Consider the following 19,756-nt stretch of genomic DNA (forward strand, 5'->3'; position numbering starts at 1 on the left):
CGTTCGTTATGCCTTATAACCAAATGTGATTTTTGTCACCTTCTGCCTGTGGTAACTGTTAGGTACACAACACCACTACACAAAAAGAAAATGGCAGAAATCACAGACACAACTCCCCTTCCAACGGCAGGAAACACCCCGGATGGCGACATCAGGTGGGTACGCAGCGCCTCGGACGTTTCACGTCTCGTTAACGACGGCTCTCAGGGCCGGGCAAATGCCCGCATCGTGGTCGGTATCGCGCTCGGGGGAATTTTCCTCGATGCCTACGATCTGGGTGCACTGGCTTTTGGTATCAAAGACATCACCCGCGAATTTAACCTGACGCCCGCCGGTACCGGGATGGTGGCCTCGGCGATTACCTTTGGCGCCATTGTCGGGGCGCTGTTCGGCGGTTACCTCACGGATAAAATCGGGCGCTACCGCGTCTTTATGGCCGACATGGTATTCTTTGTCGTCGCCGCTATCGCCTGCGCGCTGGCCCCGAATGAATATGTGCTGGCGGGCGCGCGCTTTGTGATGGGCCTTGGCGTGGGGATCGACCTTCCCGTCGCGATGGCGTTTCTCAGTGAATTTGCCAGGCTGAAAGGCCCGGGGAATAAGGCCTCCAGCGTCGCGATGTGGTGCCCTACCTGGTATGCGGCGATCAGCATCTCTTACCTTCTGGTTCTCTTTTTCTACGCCGTACTGCCGGAAAGCCACAGCGACTGGCTCTGGCGTCTGATACTGGGCTTTGGCGCGGTACCCGCGCTGGTGATTATCGCCATCCGCAGCCGCTACATGAGCGAATCCCCGGTCTGGGCGGCGAATCAGGGCAACCTGAAAGAGGCGGCGTCCATTTTACGGCAGTCGTACAACATTAATGCCCACGTGCCACAGGATGCGCTCGACCAGCCCGCGCCGGTGGTCAATAAGGCTAAATGGTCGAACTACCTGAACCTGTTCCGTGGTATCTATCTGCGGCGCACCACGCTCGCCACGCTGCTGTCGGTTGTCTCCTCGTTCGCCTATAACGCCGTGGCCTTTGGTCTGCCGGTAATCATCTCCAGCTTCTTCGTGCAGTCGATGCTGACCACCATTCTGATCTCCCTCGCGCTTAATCTGCTTTTCGCGTTTGTCGGTGGGCTGCTGGCGGTGCGCTATGTTCCGCGCTTCGGCGCGTGGCGAATGTCACTGGCGGGTTACGCCTGCCAGCTTGTGGCGCTGCTCGGGCTGGGGCTGATTGGCCGCCCTGACGGAGCAACGGAAGGCGTGGTCGCCGTCGCGATGCTGGCGCTGTTTCTGTTTGGTCAGGGTTTTGGACCCGGCGCGCACACCATGACGTTTGCCTCTCTGAGCTATCCAACCTCCCTGCGCGGCGTGGGCGTCGGCTTAAACCAGACGCTGATGCGCAGCAGTTCCACGCTATCGCTGTTCCTGTTCCCGCTGCTGGTCGCCTCGCTGGATACCGCCGTGTTCTGGGTGATTGCGCTGGCGCCGTTTATCGGACTGGCGTCCCTGCTGGCGATCCGCTGGGAGCCGTCGGGGTATGATGTGGATGCAGAGGATTATCGCTAGCCTTTCTTGCCGGGTGGCGCTGCGCTTACCCGGCCTACATTGCACCACCATATCAACAAATTGCGCATCCCCTTGTAGGCCCGTGCAAGCGTAGCGCCGCCGGGCGAAACTTACAAAATGCACTTTATCAACAGTCTGAAACCGGCTCGCATGAGCCGGTTTTTTTATCCATAAGCGACTCATATGACAGCCTTCATTTCTGCCAGGGCATACTGAAACGTATCCCGATAGTGCGGAAATGGAAGCACCATGTTAGCAACCCAGGTCACTGATAATGCATACAAAGGCTGGCAGGCCTCGCTGGCCCTCCAGTTTTGTTATACCCCTGAGAAAACCCTCCTCCGTTCCGCGCGTCACGTCGGGCCGCTCACCGTTCAGCGTCCGTTTTATCCCGAAGGGGAAACCTGCCACCTTTATCTGCTGCACCCGCCAGGCGGGATTGTGGGCGGTGATACGCTGGATATTTCTGTGCGGCTCGACGCCAAAAGCCATGCCCTTATCACCATGCCCGGCGCCAGTAAGTTCTATCGCAGCAGCGGTCCGCAGGCCTCTCTCAATCAGCATTTTTATCTCGATGAAGATGCCACGCTGGAGTGGCTGCCGCAGGACACCATAATTTTCCCCGGTGCGCACGCCGCGCTGCGTTCCGTCTTTCACCTGCACGCCACCAGCACGCTACTGGCGTGGGAGCTGTACTGCCTTGGCCGACCGGTGATAAACGAAACCTTCAGCCACGGCACGCTGGAGAGCCGCGTTGAGGTGTGGGTGGATGGCGAGCCGCGCCTGATTGAACGTCAGCATCTCAGCGGAGGCGATCTCGCGCCCGTCGCGGGCCATCCGTGGGTCGGCACGCTGCTGTTCTATCCGGCCCGGGAAGCACATCTCGACACGGTGCGCGAGTGGCTTGCCCCGTCAGAAGACGTTGCCGGGGCAACGCTCACCGACGACCTGCTGTCGGTGCGTTTTCTCTCCCACGACAACCTGATTTGCCAGCGGATGATGCGCGATATCTGGCAGTCGCTTCGCCCGCTGTTAACCCCCAAAACCGCCTGCTCGCCGCGTATCTGGCAGACATAAGAGAAACGCTATGGAACTGACCCCCAGAGAAAAAGACAAGCTGTTGCTGTTCACCGCCGCGCTGGTTGCCGAACGTCGCCTCGCGCGCGGGGTAAAGCTTAATTACCCGGAATCGGTCGCGCTGATCAGCGCCTTCATCATGGAAGGCGCACGCGACGGCGAAACCGTCCCCACGCTGATGGAGGCGGGCCGCCACGTCCTGACGCGCGATCAGGTGATGGAGGGCGTACCGGAGATGATCCCGGATATACAGGTGGAAGCCACCTTCCCGGACGGATCCAAGCTCGTCACCGTCCACAACCCGATCGTGTAAGGAACGCGTGATGATCCCAGGCGAATACCGGATCCAGTCCGGCAGCATTGCCCTTAACGTCGGGCGAGACACCCAAAGCGTGATTGTGGAAAACCACGGCGACAGGCCGATCCAGGTGGGATCGCACTATCACTTTTACGAGGTCAACCCGGCGCTGAAGTTTGACCGGGAAGCCACCAAGGGCTACCGACTGAACATTCCGGCGGGCACTGCCGTGCGCTTCGAGCCAGGCCAGAAGCGAGAAGTGACGCTGGTTCAGGTGACGGGCGCTCAGCGCATTTTTGGCTTTCGCGGCGAGGTCATGGGAGAGGTGAAACATGGCTGACATTTCACGCCAGGCGTATGCCGATATGTTTGGTCCCACTACCGGGGATAAAGTGCGGCTGGCGGACAGCGAGATGTGGATCGAAGTGGAAGACGATCTCACGATCTACGGCGAAGAAGTTAAATTCGGCGGCGGGAAGGTGATCCGCGACGGCATGGGGCAAGGGCAGATGACCGCCGACGACTGCGTGGATCTGGTGCTCACCAACGCGCTGATCGTCGATCACTGGGGGATCGTCAAGGCCGATATCGGCGTGAAGAACGGGCGGATCTTCGCCGTCGGCAAAGCCGGAAATCCGGATATTCAGCCCGGCGTGACGATCCCGATCGGTGCCGCAACGGAAGTCATCGCCGCCGAAGGGAAGATCGTCACCGCCGGCGGGATCGACACCCACATTCACTGGATCTGTCCGCAGCAGGCGGAAGAGGCGCTGGTTTCCGGCGTCACCACCATGATCGGCGGCGGCACCGGCCCCGCGGCAGGCACGAACGCCACCACCTGCACGCCGGGGCCGTGGTATATCGCCCGCATGTTGCAGGCCGCCGATACGCTGCCGGTGAATATTGGCCTGCTGGGCAAAGGGAACGGATCAAACCCGGACGCCCTGCGCGAGCAGATCGCCGCCGGCGCCATCGGGCTTAAGATCCACGAGGACTGGGGCGCGACGCCCGCAGCGATCGACTGCTCGCTGGAGGTGGCTGAAGAGATGGACATTCAGGTGGCGCTGCACAGCGACACGCTGAACGAGTCCGGGTTTGTCGAAGACACGCTGGCGGCCATCGGCGGGCGCACCATCCACACCTTCCATACCGAAGGCGCGGGCGGCGGCCACGCGCCGGATATCATCACTGCCTGCGCGCACCCGAATATTCTGCCCTCCTCCACCAACCCAACGTTGCCCTATACGGTTAACACCATCGACGAGCACCTCGACATGCTGATGGTTTGCCATCACCTTGACCCGGATATCGCCGAGGACGTGGCGTTTGCCGAATCCCGCATTCGCCGGGAGACCATCGCCGCCGAAGATGTGCTGCACGATATCGGCGCGTTCTCGCTCACCTCGTCAGATTCGCAGGCCATGGGCCGCGTGGGGGAAGTGATTATCCGCACCTGGCAGGTGGCGCACCGCATGAAGGTTCAGCGCGGCGCGCTGCCGGAAGAGACCGGCGATAACGACAACTTCCGGGTGAAGCGCTATGTCGCCAAATACACCATCAACCCGGCGCTGACCCACGGCATCGCCCATGAAGTGGGATCGATTGAGGCGGGCAAACTGGCGGATCTGGTGGTCTGGTCCCCCGCCTTCTTTGGCGTAAAACCGGCCACCATCGTCAAAGGCGGGATGATCGCCTGCGCGCCGATGGGCGATATCAACGCCTCGATCCCCACGCCACAGCCGGTGCATTACCGCCCGATGTTTGGTGCCCTGGGCGCCGCACGCCACGCCACGCGGCTGACGTTTGTCTCGCAGGCGGCTCATGCCAGTGGCGTGCCGCAGCAGCTCAACCTGCAAAGCGCCACCGCGGTGGTGAAAGGCTGCCGGACGGTGAAAAAGGCCGACATGATCCACAACGATTTACAGCCCAATATCACCGTTGACGCACAAACCTACGAGGTACGCGTCGACGGCGAACTGATTACCAGCGAACCGGCAGAGGTTTTGCCGATGGCGCAACGCTATTTCCTGTTCTGAGGAGTGAAGATGATTTACCTAACCCAACGCCTGGACCACGCGCACCCGATCACCGCCAGCGTCACGCTGCCGATTGACGTGCGGGTGAAAAGCCGCGCCCGCGTGGCGCTGAACGACGGTCGCGAAGCCGGGCTGATGCTGCCGCGCGGTTTGCTGCTGCGCGACGGGGATCTGCTGACCACCGACGACGGCAGCGAGGTGATCGAAGTGATCGCCGCCCCGGAGTCGGTTTCCGTGGTGCGCTGCACCGACCCGTTCCTGCTCGCCCGCGCCTGTTACCACCTGGGCAACCGTCACGTGCCGCTGCAAATTATGCCCGGCGAGCTGCGCTACCACCACGACCACGTCCTTGACGACATGCTGCGTCAGTTCGGGCTGGAGGTGACCTTCTCCAGCCTGCCGTTTGAACCGGAAGCGGGCGCTTACGCCAGCGATGCCCACGGCCATAGCCATTCTCACGCCCATTCACATTAAGGATCCATCATGCGTAAGTATTTACCCTTGTTATTGCTGGCCTTTTCCGTTCCGGCGCTTGCCCATCCGGGACACGGCACCGACAGCTTCCAGGCCGGCGTTCTCCATCCGCTTACCGGGCTCGATCACCTGCTGATGCTGACCGGCGCGGGCGTGCTCTCGGCGCTGAGCGGCCGCAAGCTCCTGCTGCCGTTTGCCACCCTCGGCATGATGCTTATTGGCGCGATTGCGGGCAGCCTGCTCGGCGGCTTTAGCGGCATGGAGATGCTGATTATCGCCTCGCTGGCGGTCTGCGGCGTGATGATGTTTAAGACCGAAAACCGCCTGCTGCTGGCGGTGCCTGCCCTGGCGATGTTCCACGGCTGGGCGCACGGCGTGGAGATGTCTGGCCACAGCTTCTGGCTGTTCACCAGCGGTTTTATGCTGGCCAGCGCGACGGTGCTGGGCGCCAGCTTCGCGGCGGGGCTGCTGCTGCGCCGCCACGACGGTCTGCGTAAAACCTTCGGCGGCGGGCTGATTGTCTCCGCCCTGCTGGCGCTGATGAGCTAATGGAGCACGCCCGCCAGTGGCTGCGCCTGATGCAGCTCTCCAGCAGTAGCCTGCCGGTCGGGTCGTTTACCTGGTCGCAGGGGCTGGAGTGGGCCGTCGAGGCCGGGTGGATCACCAGCGCCGACGCGTTCAGACGCTGGCAAATCCAGCAGATGGAGCAGAGCTTTTTCTGCGTCGACCTGCCGCTGTTCATCCGCCTGTACCGTGCCTGCGAGCAGCAGGACGTCGCGGCAGCAAAACGCTGGACGGCATACCTGCTCGCCTGTCGGGAAACGCGCGAACTGCGCGAGGAAGAACGCAACCGCGGCGCGGCCTTTACGCGGCTGGTTAAAAGCTGGGAACCCGCCTGCCCGACAGAGTGGCTGCCGCTGTTGATGCAGAGCCAGCTCGGCGGCATGGCGTGGCTCGGCGTGCGCTGGGGAATTGGCGCGCGCGAGCTGGCGCTGAGCCTCGGCTACAGCTGGATTGAGAGCGCGGTGATGGCGGGCGTCAAGCTGGTGCCGTTCGGGCAGCAGGCCGCACAGCAGCTGATTATCGACCTGAGCGACCATTTTGCCGCCGGGTTTGAACAGGCTTTTTCACGCAGCGACGACGCGCTGGGGGCCGCTACGCCGCTGTCCGCCATCGCCTCTGCGCGCCACGAAACCCAATATTCACGACTATTTCGTTCCTGAGGAGTCAACATGGCTGATTACAAACATCCCCTGCGCGTTGGCGTGGGCGGCCCGGTAGGCTCGGGCAAAACCGCCCTGCTGGAAGCGCTCTGCAAGGCAATGCGCGACACGTACCATCTGGCGGTGGTGACCAATGATATCTACACCAAAGAGGATCAGCGCATCCTGACCGAGGCGGGCGCGCTTGAGCCAGAGCGCATCGTGGGGGTAGAGACTGGCGGCTGCCCGCATACCGCCATCCGCGAGGATGCTTCAATGAACCTGGCAGCGGTAGAAGCGCTCAGCGAAAAGTTCGGCAATCTGGACCTGATCTTCGTCGAAAGTGGCGGCGACAACCTGAGCGCGACCTTCAGCCCGGAGCTGGCGGATCTGACCCTCTACGTGATCGACGTGGCCGAAGGGGAAAAAATCCCGCGCAAGGGCGGACCGGGGATCACCAAATCCGATTTCCTGGTGATCAACAAAACCGATCTTGCGCCCTACGTGGGGGCGTCGCTGGAGGTAATGGAGCGCGATACCAACCGCATGCGCGGCGAGCGCCCGTGGACGTTTACCAACCTGAAGGCGGGTGACGGTCTGGGGACGATTATTGCGTTTCTGGAAGAGAAAGGGATGCTGCGGGTGTAGTGCGGTTATTGCCCGGTGGCGCTGCGCTTACCGGGCCTACAAAACCGTAGGCCGGGCAAACGAAGTGCCGCCCGGCAAAAAAAACTCACGCCTCCGGCAGTTCCGCCAGCGGCCAGCGCGGACGGACGGACACGCTCAGGTCAGCCGTGGCGCCAGCGTTCAGGCGCACCATCCCGGCGTAGGCGATCATCGCCCCGTTATCGGTACAGAATTCCGGACGCGCATAGAACACTTCCCCGCGACGCTTTTGCATCATTTCCGCAAGCTTCGCGCGCAGCGTACGGTTGGCGCTGACGCCGCCCGCCATCACCAGGCGCTTAAACCCGGTCTGATCCAGCGCGCGCTTGCACTTGATCATCAGCGTATCCACCACCGCGTCTTCAAACGCACGGGCGATGTCGGCGCGGGTCTGCTCGCTGTCGTCGTTATTGCGGATGGTGTTCGCCGCGAAGGTTTTCAGCCCGGAGAAGCTGAAATCCAGCCCCGGACGATCGGTCATCGGACGCGGGAAAACAAAGCGCCCTTCCGTTCCCTGCGACGCCATTTTAGAGAGCATCGGGCCGCCCGGGTAATCCAGGCCCAGCAGCTTGGCGGTTTTATCGAAGGCTTCACCGGCGGCGTCGTCGATCGATTCCCCCAGCAGCTCGTACTTGCCAATGCCCGTTACGCTAATTAACTGCGTATGACCGCCGGAGACCAGCAGCGCCACAAACGGGAACTCGGGCGGATTGTCTTCCAGCATCGGCGCCAGAAGATGCCCTTCCATGTGGTGAACCGGAATGGCGGGAACGTCCCACGCGAAGGCCAGCGAACGCCCTACCGTTGCGCCGACCAGCAGCGCACCGACCAGGCCCGGCCCTGCGGTATAGGCTACGGCATCAATATCTTTTGCACTCAACCCGGCCTCTTTCAGCGCCGCCTGAATCAGGGGAACCGTCTTACGCACGTGGTCACGAGAGGCCAGTTCAGGCACGACGCCGCCGTAGTCAGCGTGCAATTTCACCTGACTATACAGCTGGTTGGCCAGAAGCCCTTTTTCGTCGTCGTAAATGGCGATGCCGGTTTCATCGCAGGATGTTTCAATACCCAGTACACGCATGACTTGTTTTACCTCGTTTCAATACCGCGCAGTGTAGAGCCTGGGCGGATTGTTGTAAAACTTTGTTCGCCCCAGGAAGAAGCCTCGTGTATACTCCTCACCCTTATTAAAGTCCCTTTCAAAATCGCATCGGTGCTTTACAAAGCAGCAGCATTTGCAGTAAAATTCCGCACCATTTTGAAATAAGCTGGCGTTGATGCCAGCGGCAAACCGAATTTATTAAAGGTGAGAGTTACATGCCGGTAATTAAAGTACGTGAAAACGAGCCGTTCGACGTAGCACTGCGTCGCTTCAAACGTTCATGCGAGAAAGCAGGTGTTCTGGCTGAAGTTCGTCGTCGTGAGTTTTATGAAAAACCAACGACCGAACGTAAGCGCGCTAAAGCTTCCGCTGTGAAACGTCACGCGAAGAAACTGGCTCGCGAAAACGCACGCCGTACTCGTCTGTACTAATCTGTTGAGGGCCAACGTCCTCAATTGACAGACAGAGTTGTAGTCGTAAGGCCGTGCTTCCGGAAGGAATGCGCGGCTTGTTTTCGTTTATAAGTCGCTTAAATTTTTGGGGCATATGGCCGGAAGAATCCCACGCGTTTTCATCAATGACCTGCTTGCCAGAACCGACATCGTCGATCTCATCGACGCGCGGGTGAAGCTAAAAAAGCAGGGCAAGAACTACCATGCGTGCTGTCCGTTCCATAACGAAAAAACCCCCTCTTTCACCGTAAACGGTGAAAAGCAGTTCTACCATTGCTTCGGCTGTGGCGCACACGGTAATGCCGTCGATTTTTTGATGAACTACGACAAGCTCGAGTTCGTTGAAACCGTCGAAGAGCTGGCGGCGATGCATAACCTTGAAGTGCCGTATGAAGCGGGAACTGGCCTGAGTCAGATAGAACGCCATCAGAGGCAAAATCTCTATCAATTAATGGAAGGGTTAAACGATTTTTATCAGCAATCCTTCACCCAACCCAACGCCGAACCAGCACGTCAGTATCTGAATCAACGAGGTCTAAGTGCCGAGATTGTTCAGCAGTTTGCAATTGGTTTTGCTCCGCCAGGCTGGGATAACGCGTTAAAACGTTTCGGTGGTAATGTCGACAACAGGAAACTACTGCTCGATGCCGGAATGCTGGTCAACAACGACCAGGGAAGAACTTATGACCGTTTCCGCAATCGAGTGATGTTCCCGATTCGCGACAAACGGGGCCGGGTGATTGGTTTCGGTGGACGTGTATTGGGTAATGATACGCCGAAATACCTTAACTCTCCGGAAACAGAGATTTTTCATAAAGGCCGCCAGCTTTATGGCCTTTATGAAGCCCAGCAGCATAATGCTGAGCTACCACGATTGTTGGTTGTCGAAGGATATATGGATGTGGTTGCCTTGGCGCAATACGGTATTCATTATGCCGTTGCTTCGCTGGGAACATCTACTACAGCCGACCATATGCATATGTTATTCCGCGCGACTAACAACGTCATTTGTTGTTACGACGGCGACCGTGCAGGCCGAGATGCCGCATGGCGTGCGCTTGAAACCGCAATGCCTTACATGACAGACGGACGTCAGCTACGCTTTATGTTTCTGCCCGATGGTGAAGACCCGGATACGCTGGTTCGTAAAGAGGGTAAAGAGGCATTTGAAGCAAGGATGGAGCAGGCTCAGCCGCTCTCAATGTTTTTATTTAACAGTCTATTGCCGCGGGTCGATTTGAGTTCACCGGATGGCAGTACGCAACTGGCTGCACTAGCGTTGCCGCTTATCAGTCAGGTCCCTGGCGATGCGCACCGTATTCAGCTGCGCCAGATGCTAGGTCTGAAGTTGGGAATTTTTGACGACGCCCAGCTTGATCGTTTAATGCCAAAACAGGCAGAAAGTGGTGTCGTACGCCCCACTCAGCAGATAAAACAAACTCCTATGCGTATACTTATAGGGCTGCTGGTGCAAAACCCGAATCTGGCTCCGTTGGTTCCACCTTTGCATGGGTTAGTGCAGAGCAAACTACCAGGACTCAGCTTGTTCAACGAGTTAGTAAGTCTTTGTGTTGCACAGCCAGGCCTTAATACGGGGCAGCTTTTAGAGAATTATCGTGGGACAAGTGAATACTCAACACTTGAAAAACTCTCAGCCTGGAACGATATAAAGGATGAGAATGTTGAAAAAATGTTCACCGACACGCTAAACCGAATCTTTGATTCAATGCTTGAACAGCGACAAGAAGAGTTGATAGCTCGCGATCGCACGCATGGTTTAAGCAGTGAAGAACGCAGGGAGTTCTGGGAAATCAGACAAGCCCTGGAAAAAAAATAAATTTAACGGCTTAAGTGCCGAATATCGATCGGGAAGCCCCCGGCAGCCGCACTGAGAGGCAGCGGCAAAAATATAAGTACGCCCTCGCTTTAAAGGTTGGCAGCCTCATCGCCGACACCAATCAAACGAATTAAGTGTGGATACCGTCTTATGGAGCAAAACCCGCAGTCACAGCTGAAACTTCTTGTCCAACGCGGTAAGGAGCAAGGCTATCTGACCTATGCCGAGGTCAATGACCATCTGCCGGAAGATATCGTCGATTCAGATCAGATCGAAGATATCATCCAAATGATCAATGACATGGGCATTCAGGTGATGGAAGAAGCACCGGATGCCGATGATCTGTTGCTGGCTGAAACCTCCAACAACACTGACGAAGATGCGGAAGAAGCTGCTGCACAGGTCCTGTCCAGCGTGGAATCTGAAATCGGGCGTACCACTGACCCGGTCCGCATGTACATGCGCGAAATGGGTACCGTTGAACTGTTGACCCGCGAAGGCGAAATTGACATCGCAAAACGCATCGAAGACGGGATCAACCAGGTTCAGTGCTCTGTTGCCGAATACCCGGAAGCGATTACCTATCTGCTGGAGCAGTACGATCGCGTTGAAGCGGAAGAAGCGCGTCTGTCCGATCTGATCACTGGCTTTGTCGACCCGAACGCTGAAGAAGATATGGCGCCAACCGCCACTCACGTCGGTTCTGAGCTGTCTCAGGAAGAGATGGATGACGACGAAGACGAAGATGAAGAAGAAGACGACGACAGCAGCGACGACGACAACAGCATCGACCCGGAACTGGCGCGCGAGAAGTTTGCCGAGCTGCGTACCCAGTACGAAGTGACGCGTGACACCATCAAAGCGAAAGGCCGCAGCCATGCCGCCGCTCAGGAAGAGATCCTGAAACTGTCTGAAGTGTTCAAACAGTTCCGCCTGGTGCCAAAACAGTTCGACTACCTGGTAAACAGCATGCGCGTGATGATGGATCGCGTACGTACCCAGGAACGCATCATCATGAAGCTGTGCGTTGAACAGTGCAAAATGCCGAAGAAGAACTTCATTACCCTCTTCACCGGCAATGAAACCAGCGAAACCTGGTTCAACGCCGCTATCGCGATGAACAAGCCGTGGTCTGAAAAGCTGCACGACGTGAAAGAAGACGTCCAGCGCGGCCTGCAAAAGCTGCATCAGATTGAAGAAGAGACCGGCCTGACCATCGAGCAGGTGAAAGACATCAACCGTCGTATGTCCATCGGTGAAGCGAAAGCCCGCCGTGCGAAGAAAGAGATGGTTGAAGCGAACTTACGTCTGGTTATCTCTATCGCCAAGAAATACACCAACCGTGGTCTGCAATTCCTGGATCTGATTCAGGAAGGCAACATCGGTCTGATGAAAGCGGTAGACAAGTTTGAATACCGTCGTGGTTACAAGTTCTCCACCTATGCTACCTGGTGGATCCGTCAGGCGATCACCCGCTCTATCGCAGACCAGGCGCGCACCATCCGTATTCCGGTGCATATGATTGAGACCATCAACAAACTCAACCGTATTTCCCGCCAGATGTTGCAGGAGATGGGCCGCGAGCCGACGCCGGAAGAGCTGGCTGAACGCATGCTGATGCCGGAAGACAAGATCCGTAAAGTGCTGAAAATCGCTAAAGAGCCAATCTCCATGGAAACACCAATCGGTGACGATGAAGATTCGCATCTGGGTGATTTCATCGAGGATACCACCCTCGAGTTGCCGCTGGACTCGGCCACCACCGAGAGCCTGCGTGCCGCCACGCACGACGTTCTGGCTGGCCTGACCGCCCGTGAAGCCAAAGTGCTGCGTATGCGTTTCGGTATCGATATGAACACCGACCATACGCTGGAAGAAGTGGGTAAACAGTTCGACGTGACCCGCGAACGTATCCGTCAGATCGAAGCGAAGGCGCTGCGTAAGCTGCGTCACCCAAGCCGCTCTGAAGTACTGCGTAGCTTCCTGGACGACTAACCCAGGTAAACAGCAAAAAGCTCCCAATCGGGAGCTTTTTTTTTGTTTATTCTCTCTCCCTGTGGAAGAGGGCCAGGGTGAGGGTCTCAGGCCGCAGAGGATCTAAAGCCCCCGCACCATCAGCGCCTCATCAAGTTCCCGGTATGCCTCCACCAGCTTATCCAGCGTCGCCCTGTTCAGCCCGCTCGGATTCGGCAGCACCCACACCTGCGTTACGCCAATAGTAATGTTTTGCTTACCCCACTGAGCACCGCGCTGGCTGAACGCCTGCTCGTAGGCCTGCTTGCCGAGGATCGCCAGCGCTGCGGGCTGATAGTCTTCAATCTTCTTCACCAGTTCCCGCCCGCCGGTGCGCAGCTCATGCAGATTCACTTCGCTTGCCTGCACCGTGGGACGCTCGACCAGCATGGTGATACCGCAGCGCGTATCCAGCAGCTGCTGCTCTTCTTCCGGCTTAAGCTGTTTTTCGGTAAAACCGGCCTGATGGATCACCTTCCAGAAGCGATTTCCCGGATGAGCAAAGTGAAAACCGGTGTGCGCCGATGACTTACCCGGATTGATACCGCAGAACACCACCCGCAGGCCAGGGGCCAGAATATCGTTGATCATCTCTACTCCTGTTTATGCATCATAAGATAAGTATAAAGGATTGATTATGCATTGTTTATAAAAACAGCAGGCAGGTGTGAATGGCTGGATTGCTGAGGGGAGTTACTTTATAATTCACCGCCACGGCCCCTTAGCTCAGTGGTTAGAGCAGGCGACTCATAATCGCTTGGTCGCTGGTTCAAGTCCAGCAGGGGCCACCAAATAAAACAAGGGCTTAGATAAGAAATTATCTAAGCCCTTTTTCTTTGCGCCAAATTTGGGTCAGGTAATGGGTCAGGTAACGTTTTGGCTTCGAACCTGAAATGCCAACTTCCAGACTAAAGGTTTACATGAACACTTTTGCTTCGGAAATCCACGCTCTGCTGCAACGACTCGTCAGCGAAGAAACCCCAAACCTGAGTAAGTACGATAAGGATTTGCTATCACACCTTGAGGTGGCGCTATATAACTTACTGGTGGTTGAAAATGGATTGGAGTCAGTTTACAAGGTTCGTTTCGAGGATAGCGGCCATCTGTTAAAGCAGCAAAACGCAGGAATGGGGCCTGATTCAACAACAGATTTAAAGGATGATTTTCAAGCACAAGCAGGTATACACATATTGAGACTCACGAATATATTGTGTCTTGATTACGTACATCGCTACCTATCTGATCGCTTCAAAAAAATCACGCTTGTAGAGTCAGGCCATGTTGTAAACAGCATGAGAAAAGATGAAAACCAGCGAGAAACTAAAAAACGGAAAAATGGTGGTCAAAAGAGCCATCAACGTATGGTGCTTGTAAAGAATCATATCCTCAGTCTCACAATGGCTTTTTTGAACAATCAACCTCCCAAGCCTTCAGGCACTTCCTATACGTTGAAAGAAATAAACACAGCCATTCATAACGATGTCATCAATTTCTTTAAAGAACACCCGGACTTTCCTCAAAGTAAAAAAATTCTCTTAAACTCTGATAACACTCCTAAGCTTGAACCTGATGCCACAGATGCAATCACGAATAAACTAAGCTCACTTAAAAAAGAAGGCTTGCTTAGACCATTTTTTGAGCCGTCAACACCGAACCAGTAAGTGGTTCGGTATACGTCCCCTGTCGTACGAACCAGAATGCCTCCTGTCCATTAAAATCAAGAGAGGCATTATCAATGTTTGAAGTTTCACCAGAACAACGCCTTAGCATTCTCAAAACCTATGGTCTGACTGTCGACAGATTGGTCCGCGAAGATGAGCGCAAATCGATTACCAGCATCTCTCGTTCTCGTGCGTGGGAGCTAGAAAATCAGGGCAAATTTCCCCCTCGCAAAAAACTGGGCACGCACAGCTGCGCATGGCTGCTTTCTGATTTGTTAATCTGGAGCCACCAGCGTTAGGAAGTCCGGTATGGATATTTTCTCTCACAATAATATGGCACCGGTTTCTTTTCGCCGTTACCTCAACAAAGTTGAAGTGTGCTTTTTTCTCCGCATCAGCTTACCGACGCTTAACCGCTGGATACGCAATGGTCGTTTTCCCCCACCCCATAAAGTCGGCCGGTGCATTGTCGGCTGGCCGCCTGAAGTAGTTAAACGTTAAAAAAATCAGCAGGCTCCCGAAGCCTGCGGGTTTTCTTTATCGCAAGCATGAACTTGAACGGCGTAATTTTTTCAGACAATAAGCCATCGGAGCTACAGGCCTCATGACCATCTTGTCAAAACTAACTCAGGATTATTTATAATATATGTCCACCAGCGCACCCATGAATCCGTTTCAGATATCAAGAAAAAAGCTTGGTGCATTTATCTATCAGGGTTATGCCTTACCCGTGTATGAATGGTCACAGCGTGCGGTATACCCTGAGCCTAAAATCATGCGTGCAATGATGGACTGCCTTACTGAGATTTTCAGCCAATCAACTAAAGTACTGGTGGTACGTTTCGACTTGCATGTCAAAGAACATAGCGAGTCTAATCAGGTCATCAGCCAGTTCAGTCAGATACTAACGAGCAAACTTAAGAAACATTATACTGGTACCTGGTTTCATTTGATGTGGGTCCGAGAGCATGGTCGCAGCCCGAAACAACATTATCACTGTGTATTAATGGCTAACGGCCAAAAGATACAGCATCCAGCAAAACTCATCCCAATGATAGACGAGTGCTGGCAGGCCTCCGCCGGGGGAGCTTTCAGCTTGCCATCTAACAGCTATTATTTCTGGAAACGTGGCGATAGCCATTTACTCGGACTGATTATTTATCGGCTCAGCTATCTGGCGAAAAACATTACTAAAAAACGTTTCAACATCAAAACCAGACGCTACGGCGCTCGTTCTATCTCTGCCAGTAGCCAGTTGCCCACACAAACTTTGAGTGTACTTTTAGATCAGTAAGAAAAGCATTGAGGATCTTCACCGGGCACCATAAATACTGCATGGCTGATATCGAACAAATTCGGTTCCATGCAGTTCCGTCTGAGTCTTCCTCAAAAACGGATGTATATAATTGTAAAATTTCAAGATTTCCCCAGAAACAAGGTCCCATCCTTCTTTATCAGGCGTCACATTAGCGCTGCCCATCAAGCCGTGAGGAAGTTTTTTCTCGCCTTTGAACTTAAGTCCTTTTTTGATTCCGGATGAACCGCCATCGTTGCAAGATCAAATTCAAGATCATAAAACTCTGTCGCGCCGTAGAACTGCTCTGCGAGGAGTGTGCTTTATCGACAATAGCCGCGTATTTCGCTGCTTGAGGGTGACGTTGTCTTCGATCGCCTTCAGGACAAACGTGCCGTAATTCTGCCCCCCATAAAACCCTCTATCAATGCTGCAATACTGTTATTAAAACTGACTGATAAGTCTGCAAATTATCAATGTTTACTCTTATTTAAAGAAACAAATTAATTACAACTAAATCAGTGAAAAGTAAGGAAAGTCTTACAAATGTTTGATTTGGAAATGGTAAGGAATTCTAAAACGGATAAAACACGGTTCCAATTCCAAAAAAACCATATGAGATATGAGTTTGTAGGCCTAAAGAGAAATTTATCGGGGGATAATCTGGTATTTCAGGATGTAACAGGATTACATATTTCCATTTAGAAATTATGCGTTTATTTTGCTCTGCGAAAAAACAACGCCTCCGGCTGTAACCGGAGGCGCTAGTCCGGGACTTTCTGTGCTGTAACACCGTTAGCCCCTTTACTCCCTAACGGGAGCCTTTTGACACTCTGATGGTAAATCCTCAAATGAAATTCGCAAAACACTCTCTCGCAGTTCTGTGCTCTGTCGCACTTAATGCTAATGCCTCTAACGTTGACGTTAATCACTTCCTGGAAACTGCGAAGAAAGTTCAGCATCACGACGCAGCAGCGATTAACTCCATCGTTAAGGAATACAAAAGCCTTAACGCCCGTGACCGTCTGTACGTTGACGGTATCGCTGACCTCACTGACGTTGAATCAGTTATCAAAGAAACCAACGCTAAAGCCGAGCAGGAAGGCAATACCCGTGCTGACGCCCCTACCAAGCGCTGGGACGCTGTTAAAACCGAACAACAAGTTCGTGAAGCACACATTGCAGCCAAAAAACCACAGGCTACTCCAGACGCTATCCCTACCGCTTCACCAGCTGGCAAAGCAGCTCCGCAGGTTCAGCCACAAGCTACCCCTGTAGCACACGCCACCCCTTCTGTGCAGGTTGCACCGCAGCTGGTTCCACAGGCAGCGCCTTTTGCTAAACCATCAGTAAAAGCTGTGCCGCAGGAAATCGCGCAAGCTACCCCAGCACTGCAACTGACTCCTGTTACTCATGCCTCCCCTGTTGCACTGCACCAGGAGACTCCAGTAGCACTGTCTGATGTTGATTATCTCGCGAAGACCATCAACGACGTTAAAACACACTCTGAATTAAACGACGGTTCTGTAGCGCACAACATTGAAGCTACCACTCTGGGCAAAGAAGCAAAACGCGCTTCCGATATCGTTAAAGCGAATCACCAGACTCCAGCTATCAAAGCCGTTCCACAGGTTCAGCCACAAGCGACTCCAGAACTGCACGCTACCCCTATTGCTGTTGTCGCCCCGCAGGTTTTACCGCAGGCGACTCCGTTTACTAAACCATCTGTTCAGGCCGTTCCTGCTGTACAGCCACAGGCCACCCCTGCACTGCACGCTACTCCGGTTGCCGTTGTCGCACCTAACGAAGTGCCGCACGCTATCCCTACCGTTCAGCAGCGCACGCCGGATCCGGTTCCTAACGAATCCATCGCGCACCGTGATCGCTACTCTATGCGCCCAGTGCATAACCCTGACTCACTGGCTAATGCTCAGCACCTGGCACACAACCCGCTGTACTCCGGTACTGAAATCGGCCAGAAAGCCTCTGCTATTGATGAAAACGCAGTTGCGCACAAACTGAATCAGGAAGCTCACCACGACGAGCGTGTAGCGCACCAGGCGCGTTACCAGTCCACCCCACTGCTGGCGCAGCAGGAAGCCGCTCAGGCTCGCGCTAATGAAGCGACTGCACACGACAACCGCGCTTATGCAAAAGTCGCTGTAGACGCGGCTAAACGTGAAGACCTGAAAGCCCGTGTGAACGAAGTCAGCGCTCACGATAACCGCGGCTATGCGCAGGCTATTGCCGGGTCAAAACAGACGGCTAAGCTGCTGGCTGATCCTGATTTCAACACCGCTCCGGCTGTCCTGGCTCAATCCCAGAAACAGAAAGCTCCAGTAACAGAGCACGCCCCATATAGCGAAGCTGTTATTGGTACTAACCTGGTCGGCGCTGCTGGCGCTCCTGTTACGCTGCCAGAACTGAACACACACCTACAACCGCTGGTTGACAAAAACACTGCCCAGGACGCAGAGATCGCTAAGAAAGCAGATCTCGTTGACCTGCAAAAAACTCAGCGCGAACTGTCTAACCTCCAGGTAGTTGCTGATGAAGCGCACCAGACTGCGAACGACAACAAAGCCGCTGTCGCTACCCTGAAAACTGACGTTAAAGGCGTGCAGAACGAAGTTGCTAAGAAAGCTGACCAGACTGTACTGGATACCGTCAGATCTCAGCTCAACACTCAGGTTGCAACCGTTGAAAGCAAGCTGAATCTGAAAGCTGACCAGTCAGCGCTGAATGTAGTGAAGACTACTGCTGATAAAAACCAGCAGGACATCGCGAACCAGTCCGGCCAGATCACTGGTAACACAAACGCGGCCAAAACTGCGCAGAATAAAGCAGATCAGAACGGTCAGACCATCGCTCACCAGGCTGGCCTGATTGCTTCCAACACCAGCACGGCTAACACTGCTAAAACCACCGCTGACAACGCTGTTAAGGCTGCTCAGAAGGTGCAGGGTGAAGTTAACTCCCTGGACGGCAAAGTGACCGCCAACACCACCGCCCTGTCCGGTAAAGCGGATACCTCAACCGTTACCGCGCTGAAAGCTACCGTTGATAGCAACACCCAGACGCTGGGCGGCAAAGCTGATGCAACTGCGGTTACTACCCTGAAAGCATCAGTGGACAACAACACCCAGTTGATCCAGTCCACAGCCACCACCATGAAGTCTGACGAGCACTTGATCAGTGCAAACGCCCAGGGTGTGACTGACAACCATGATGCAATCCAGGTCAACAAAACTGCGATTGACAACAACGTTCAGAGCATTCAGGCAAACACCACTGCCCTGACTGCAAAAGCGGATCAGGCTACCGTTGACGCTGTGCAGAAAGTTGCAGCAGCTAACACCACCAGCATTGCAACTGCACAGCAGACCGAAGCTAAACACTTCACCGCCCTGCAAACGGCCGTAAGCCAGAAGGTAGACACCTCGACCTTCACCCAACGCTCTACCGTTGTTGACCAGCGCTTTGCTGATGCGCAGCAGCGTATCGACGAGCAGAAAGCCGAACAACAGAAGACTAACAAGACGCTGGCTAATCATGAAGGCCGCATTCAGAAGCTGGAAGCTAACACTAACCAGAACTTCAAAGACCTGGACAAGAAAATCGACGCGAACCGTAAAAACGCTTCCCGTGGTATCGCTGGTGCGAACGCCCTGGCAGGTCTGCCGCAGCTTGACCATGAGCAGACCTTCGCTGTAGCGGCGGCCGCTGGTGGTTACGATGGTGAGCAAGCAATGGCCGTAGGCTTCTCTGCTCACCCGTTTGAATCCAAACAGGTCGTAATGAAAGCAGGTGTTACCGGCACCAACGGCGGCAACATCGGCTGGAACGTAGGCACTTCGATTGGCTGGTAAGAACGACAAGCCCTGGTGATGGGGCTTAAAGAAATTGCTCCCCTTCGGGGGAGCAATAGAGAGAGTGGACTGATACACACTATCTTGCTGGTACTATCATCATCAACAATTAGGTCTTTACTTTGATTTCCTTGCCCCGCCCGTGCGGGGCTTTTTTATGTTACTTTTTGCCACCCTCTAGCCTCGTCAAACGCGCTGTGATTATTCTGTCCTTAAAG

Annotated in this window: 19 protein-coding genes and 1 tRNA gene; 18 read left to right on the forward strand and 2 right to left on the reverse strand. The window is 54.9% G+C overall.

Annotation, left to right across the window (positions count from 1 at the left end):
- Positions 1-90: 90 nt before the first annotated feature.
- From DBR02_RS06895 to ureG, 9 genes are all read left to right on the forward strand, one after another.
- Complete coding sequence (locus tag DBR02_RS06895; RefSeq protein ID WP_107533838.1) at positions 91-1,557, forward strand: MFS transporter; 1,467 nt, start codon at positions 91-93, stop codon at positions 1,555-1,557.
- A 249-nt stretch (positions 1,558-1,806) separates the two neighbouring features.
- Positions 1,807-2,634 (forward strand): urease accessory protein UreD, encoded by an 828-nt coding sequence (locus tag DBR02_RS06900; RefSeq protein ID WP_107533840.1) that lies wholly within the window; start codon positions 1,807-1,809, stop codon positions 2,632-2,634.
- 10 nt (positions 2,635-2,644) lie between these two features.
- Positions 2,645-2,947: an urease subunit gamma gene (locus DBR02_RS06905; RefSeq protein ID WP_107533842.1), complete on the forward strand. Its 303-nt coding sequence runs from the start codon at positions 2,645-2,647 to the stop codon at positions 2,945-2,947.
- A 10-nt stretch (positions 2,948-2,957) separates the two neighbouring features.
- Positions 2,958-3,272, forward strand: coding sequence for an urease subunit beta (locus tag DBR02_RS06910; RefSeq protein ID WP_063451131.1), 315 nt, complete (start codon positions 2,958-2,960; stop codon positions 3,270-3,272).
- Positions 3,265-4,968 (forward strand): urease subunit alpha, encoded by a 1,704-nt coding sequence (ureC, locus tag DBR02_RS06915; RefSeq protein WP_107533844.1) that lies wholly within the window; start codon positions 3,265-3,267, stop codon positions 4,966-4,968. The genes DBR02_RS06910 and ureC overlap by 8 nt, the downstream gene beginning before the upstream one ends.
- A gap of 9 nt (positions 4,969-4,977) precedes the next feature.
- On the forward strand, positions 4,978-5,442 hold the full coding sequence (gene ureE / locus DBR02_RS06920) for an urease accessory protein UreE (protein ID WP_107533846.1): 465 nt from the start codon (positions 4,978-4,980) through the stop codon (positions 5,440-5,442).
- A 9-nt stretch (positions 5,443-5,451) separates the two neighbouring features.
- Complete coding sequence (locus DBR02_RS06925; protein WP_107533847.1) at positions 5,452-5,991, forward strand: HupE/UreJ family protein; 540 nt, start codon at positions 5,452-5,454, stop codon at positions 5,989-5,991.
- Positions 5,991-6,665 carry an urease accessory protein UreF gene (locus DBR02_RS06930; protein WP_107533848.1) on the forward strand — a complete coding sequence of 225 codons (675 nt, stop codon included), beginning with the start codon at positions 5,991-5,993 and terminating at the stop codon, positions 6,663-6,665. The genes DBR02_RS06925 and DBR02_RS06930 overlap by 1 nt, the downstream gene beginning before the upstream one ends.
- A 9-nt stretch (positions 6,666-6,674) precedes the next feature.
- Entirely contained in the window at positions 6,675-7,292 is a 618-nt protein-coding gene (gene ureG / locus DBR02_RS06935) for an urease accessory protein UreG (RefSeq protein ID WP_063867682.1), read from the forward strand.
- Positions 7,293-7,377: 85 nt separating this feature from the next.
- Here the strand turns inward: ureG and tsaD are convergent, their stop codons facing one another.
- The gene (gene tsaD / locus DBR02_RS06940; protein WP_063451126.1) at positions 7,378-8,391 is read right to left on the reverse strand and encodes a tRNA (adenosine(37)-N6)-threonylcarbamoyltransferase complex transferase subunit TsaD; all 1,014 of its coding nucleotides are present in this window, start codon (positions 8,389-8,391) and stop codon (positions 7,378-7,380) included.
- Positions 8,392-8,627: 236 nt separating this feature from the next.
- Between tsaD and rpsU the strand changes: the two genes are divergently transcribed.
- The 3 genes from rpsU (at position 8,628) to rpoD (ending at position 12,696) form a co-directional block, all read left to right on the forward strand.
- Complete coding sequence (gene rpsU, locus DBR02_RS06945; protein WP_001144069.1) at positions 8,628-8,843, forward strand: 30S ribosomal protein S21; 216 nt, start codon at positions 8,628-8,630, stop codon at positions 8,841-8,843.
- A 115-nt stretch (positions 8,844-8,958) separates the two neighbouring features.
- Positions 8,959-10,701 (forward strand): DNA primase, encoded by a 1,743-nt coding sequence (gene dnaG, locus DBR02_RS06950; RefSeq protein WP_107533849.1) that lies wholly within the window; start codon positions 8,959-8,961, stop codon positions 10,699-10,701.
- Positions 10,702-10,851: 150 nt separating this feature from the next.
- The gene (gene rpoD, locus DBR02_RS06960) at positions 10,852-12,696 is read left to right on the forward strand and encodes an RNA polymerase sigma factor RpoD (protein WP_006812010.1); all 1,845 of its coding nucleotides are present in this window, start codon (positions 10,852-10,854) and stop codon (positions 12,694-12,696) included.
- Positions 12,697-12,798: 102 nt separating this feature from the next.
- On the opposite strand, the gene mug is transcribed toward rpoD, so the two are convergent.
- A complete protein-coding gene (gene mug, locus DBR02_RS06965) occupies positions 12,799-13,305 on the reverse strand; it encodes a G/U mismatch-specific DNA glycosylase (RefSeq protein ID WP_063451124.1) in 507 nt (168 codons plus the stop codon).
- A gap of 124 nt (positions 13,306-13,429) precedes the next feature.
- Between mug and DBR02_RS06970 the strand changes: the two genes are divergently transcribed.
- From DBR02_RS06970 to DBR02_RS06995, 6 genes are all read left to right on the forward strand, one after another.
- Positions 13,430-13,505: transfer RNA gene (locus DBR02_RS06970), tRNA-Ile, on the forward strand.
- Between the two features lie 129 nt (positions 13,506-13,634).
- Entirely contained in the window at positions 13,635-14,375 is a 741-nt protein-coding gene (locus tag DBR02_RS06975) for a hypothetical protein (protein WP_129741607.1), read from the forward strand.
- 74 nt (positions 14,376-14,449) lie between these two features.
- Entirely contained in the window at positions 14,450-14,674 is a 225-nt protein-coding gene (locus tag DBR02_RS06980) for a helix-turn-helix transcriptional regulator (RefSeq protein ID WP_107533851.1), read from the forward strand.
- A gap of 34 nt (positions 14,675-14,708) precedes the next feature.
- Positions 14,709-14,876 (forward strand): helix-turn-helix transcriptional regulator, encoded by a 168-nt coding sequence (locus DBR02_RS27140; protein WP_371412348.1) that lies wholly within the window; start codon positions 14,709-14,711, stop codon positions 14,874-14,876.
- A 145-nt stretch (positions 14,877-15,021) separates the two neighbouring features.
- Positions 15,022-15,669: a YagK/YfjJ domain-containing protein gene (locus DBR02_RS06990; protein WP_107533854.1), complete on the forward strand. Its 648-nt coding sequence runs from the start codon at positions 15,022-15,024 to the stop codon at positions 15,667-15,669.
- A gap of 851 nt (positions 15,670-16,520) precedes the next feature.
- Positions 16,521-19,538 carry a YadA-like family protein gene (locus DBR02_RS06995; protein ID WP_157959551.1) on the forward strand — a complete coding sequence of 1,006 codons (3,018 nt, stop codon included), beginning with the start codon at positions 16,521-16,523 and terminating at the stop codon, positions 19,536-19,538.
- The last annotated feature ends 218 nt before the right edge of the window (positions 19,539-19,756 follow it).

Origin of the sequence: Enterobacter cloacae complex sp., from assembly GCF_900322725.1 — a bacterium.
Taxonomy (GTDB): domain Bacteria; phylum Pseudomonadota; class Gammaproteobacteria; order Enterobacterales; family Enterobacteriaceae; genus Enterobacter; species Enterobacter quasihormaechei.